This is a genomic window from Streptomyces flavofungini, assembly GCF_041028215.1.
Taxonomy (GTDB): Bacteria; Actinomycetota; Actinomycetes; order Streptomycetales; family Streptomycetaceae; genus Streptomyces; species Streptomyces flavofungini_B.
Genome location: NZ_JASKYR010000803.1, coordinates 1 through 3,387 on the forward strand (window position 1 = coordinate 1; position 3,387 = coordinate 3,387).

Consider the following 3,387-nt stretch of genomic DNA (forward strand, 5'->3'; position numbering starts at 1 on the left):
GTCGTAGATACGCACGCCGCAGCCGCGCACGCCGTGGCCGCGCGCCTCGTACCGACGCAGCCATGAGGGGTGGACGCAACAGTGACCGACACCGCAGGCCCGCCCCCAGGACCGGACGGGGCGCCGGAGCGGGGGGAGCCCGGCGGCGCGGGCGCGACCCCGACCGGGATGGGCCTGGGGCGGCGCAGGCGCCGCTGGCTGCACTCCGTGGCGCTCGGGGTGTCCGTCCTCGTGCTCGCCGCGGCCGGTCTGGGGTGGGCGGCGTACAAGAAGCTCGACGGCAACATCACGAGGGACACCGACGCCGCCGCCGAGTTGGAGCGGTACGAGAAGGAGCGCCCGACGCCCCTCGTGCACGACGCGCAGAACATCCTGGTGATCGGCTCCGACACGCGGGCGGGCCGGGGCAACCGCAAGTACGGCAAGGACCCCGGCACCCAGCGCTCGGACACCACGATCCTGCTGCACCTGGCCGCCGACCGGCGCAGCGCGACCGCCGTGTCGATCCCCAGGGATCTGATGGTGGACATCCCCGGCTGCCGCACGCCGGACGGTTCGCGCACGCGGCCCCGGTTCGGCCAGTTCAACTGGGCCTACGAAGTCGGCGGGACGGCCTGCACGATCCGTACCGTCGAGAAGCTGACCAGCATCCGCGTCGACCACCACATGGTCGTCGACTTCGCGGGGTTCAAGGACATGGTCGACGCGGTGGACGGCGTCGAGGTCTGCCTCAAGAAGCCGATCACCGACCCCGACGCCCACGTGAATCTCGCCCCGGGTCTGCGCACCCTCGACGGCGAACAGGCGCTCGGTTACGTTCGGGCCCGCAAGAGCCTCGGCAATGGCAGCGACACCGACCGGATGGACCGGCAGCAGGAGTTCCTCGGGGCGCTGGTGAACAAGGTCCAGAGCAATGACGTGCTGCTGAATCCGGGGAAGCTCTATCCCGTTCTCGACGCGGCCACTTCTTCACTGACCACCGACCCGGCTCTGGCCAGCCTGCGGGGTTTGTACGAACTGGTGCGTGGCATGCGCAATATCCCCACCGAACGGGTGCAGTTCCTGACTGTCCCCAGGAAGTCCTACGCCTACGACGCGAACCGCGACGAGCTGGTGGAGCCCGCGGCGGAGGAACTCTTCACCCGGCTCCGCACCGACGGCCCGGTGGCCGTGGTCCCGCAGAAGCCCGCGCCGAGCACGCCGAGCATGCCAAGCACACCGAGCGCACCGAGCGCACCGAGCGCACCGAGCGAGGAGGATGCCGCCGGGGAGGACGTCACCGACGAGAAGCCCGACGACCCGAGCCCCACCCCCTCGCCCGCACCGACATTTAGGGGCAACACGGCCGCCGAGCCCGCCTGCGAGTAAAACGATCCTCAAGGCAAGGGCACTCCGCACTAAGAAATAGGGCAGATTGCCCAGTTGTAGGGGAGTGGAATTTGTCACCGGCGTCGTCCGGCGCTGAACTGGGCGGATAGTGTGAGCGATCCGGTGCGCCGGGCCTGCCGGCCGCGCACCGCTGAAACGAATGACCGAGCGCCTTCTTGAGGGGGGAAAGGCGCCGCGTGGCCCCGACGGAGGACGCAGACAACCGTGGACGCGCAAGGCCGTGGGCGGGCGGAGAACATCGATCCCGCAGACCAGTGGGTGCTCAACCCGGAAACCGGTGATTACGAATTGCGACTGAGCCCTTCCGCTGGGCAGTCGACGGTTCCCGGACCTCGTAGATCAGCATCCCGCCAGGGCGGCCGTGGCCGACCCGCGCCGAACGGCGACCGACCGCGGCAGCGCGAGCGCGAGGAGCGCCGCGACGTGCCCGGACAGCGCAGGCGCCGGGTCAAGGAGCCGGAGCCCGCGGGCGGCAGGCGCAAGCAGAAGCCGAAGAAGTCCAAGAGCCGGAAGATCCTGGTGTGGACCGGCGGCTCGCTGGCGTTCTTGCTGGTCACGGGCTGCGTGGGCGGCTATCTCTACTACCAGCACCTCAACGACAACATCAATTCGCTGAACGACGACGGCGCCGGTACGGGCGGTTTCAGCAAGGACCGCGCGATCAACATCCTGCTCGTCGGCACCGACAAGCGCAGCGGTGACGGCAACGAGGGCTACGGCGACGCGGGCAGCCTCGGGCACGCCGACACCACGATCCTGCTGCATGTCTCCAAGGACCGCTCCAACGCCACCGCGCTGAGCATTCCGCGCGACATGATCACCGACATCCCGGACTGCCCGACGACGCAGGAGGACGGCAGCACCAAGACCATCCCCGGCTCGAAGAACGTCCGGTTCAACGAGAGCCTCGGCCAGCAGGACCGCACGCCGAGCTGCACCATGCGTACGGTCACGAAGATCACGGGGATAAAGCTCGACCACTTCATGGTGGCCGACTTCAACGCGGTCAAGACGCTCTCGTCCGCGGTCGACGGCGTGGACATCTGCCTCGCGAAGGACATCGACGACCCGGACTCGCACCTCAAGCTGCCCGCGGGCAAGCACACCATCGAGGGCGAGGAGGCGCTGGCGTTCGTGCGCACCCGGCACTCGGTGGGCACCGGCGGCGACCTGAGCCGGATCGAGCTCCAGCAGCAGTTCCTCAGCTCGCTCATGCGCAAGCTGAAGTCGAACGACACGCTCACCAACCCGAAGAAGATGTTCGGCCTCGCCGAGGCGGGCACCAAGGCGCTCACCGTCGACTCCAAGATTGCGGACATCATGAGACTCCGTGACCTCGGCATGGAGCTCGGCAAGCTGGACGTGAAGAACCTGAGCTTCGCCACCACCCCGGTCGTCGACAACCCGAACGAGAAGGTGCACACGACGGTCGTGCTCAACGAGGCCAAGTCCGGCCCGCTGTTCGCGATGATGCGCGCCGACCAGTCGCTGACCGCGGTGAAGAAGAAGGAGAAGGCGGAGAAGGCCGAGGTGGCCGCCCGTCTCAAGGGGCCCAAGGCCGACGCCTCCGAGGTCCGCGTGGACCTCTACAACGGCAGCGGCAAGACCGGCGCCGCTCAGACAACTCTCACGTGGCTGCAGAACAATGAGGGCGTGCTGAAGTCCAGCCAGTTGGGGAACGCGCCCTCGGTCATCAAGAAGACGACGCTTGAGTACGGCCCCGACCAGGCGGACCAGGCCCGTCGGCTCGCCGACATCATGGGCCTTCCCGCCGCCGCCCTGAAGCCGGGCAAGAGCGAGAAGAACGCACAGGGCCTTCCTGCCATGAAGCTGACGCTGGGCGGCGACTTCAAGGGCGCGGGAGTGCCCATCTCCCCGCCGACGAAGGCGCCGGAGGGGATCCAGAAGGTCGAAGCGGATAAGACTGTGTGTGCCAAGTGACCTGAAGCGGTCGTTCTGCGTCTAACAATGCGCCAAGGCGGTATACGGCCAAGGCGG

General features: G+C 68.1%; 2 protein-coding genes. Both read left to right on the forward strand.

What is annotated here, in order from left to right:
• The first annotated feature begins 81 nt into the window (after positions 1–81).
• Entirely contained in the window at positions 82–1,368 is a 1,287-nt protein-coding gene (locus AB8Z36_RS34705) for an LCP family protein (RefSeq protein WP_440582079.1), read from the forward strand.
• 225 nt (positions 1,369–1,593) lie between these two features.
• On the forward strand, positions 1,594–3,330 hold the full coding sequence (locus AB8Z36_RS34710; protein ID WP_369217364.1) for an LCP family protein: 1,737 nt from the start codon (positions 1,594–1,596) through the stop codon (positions 3,328–3,330).
• Positions 3,331–3,387 lie beyond the last annotated feature (57 nt).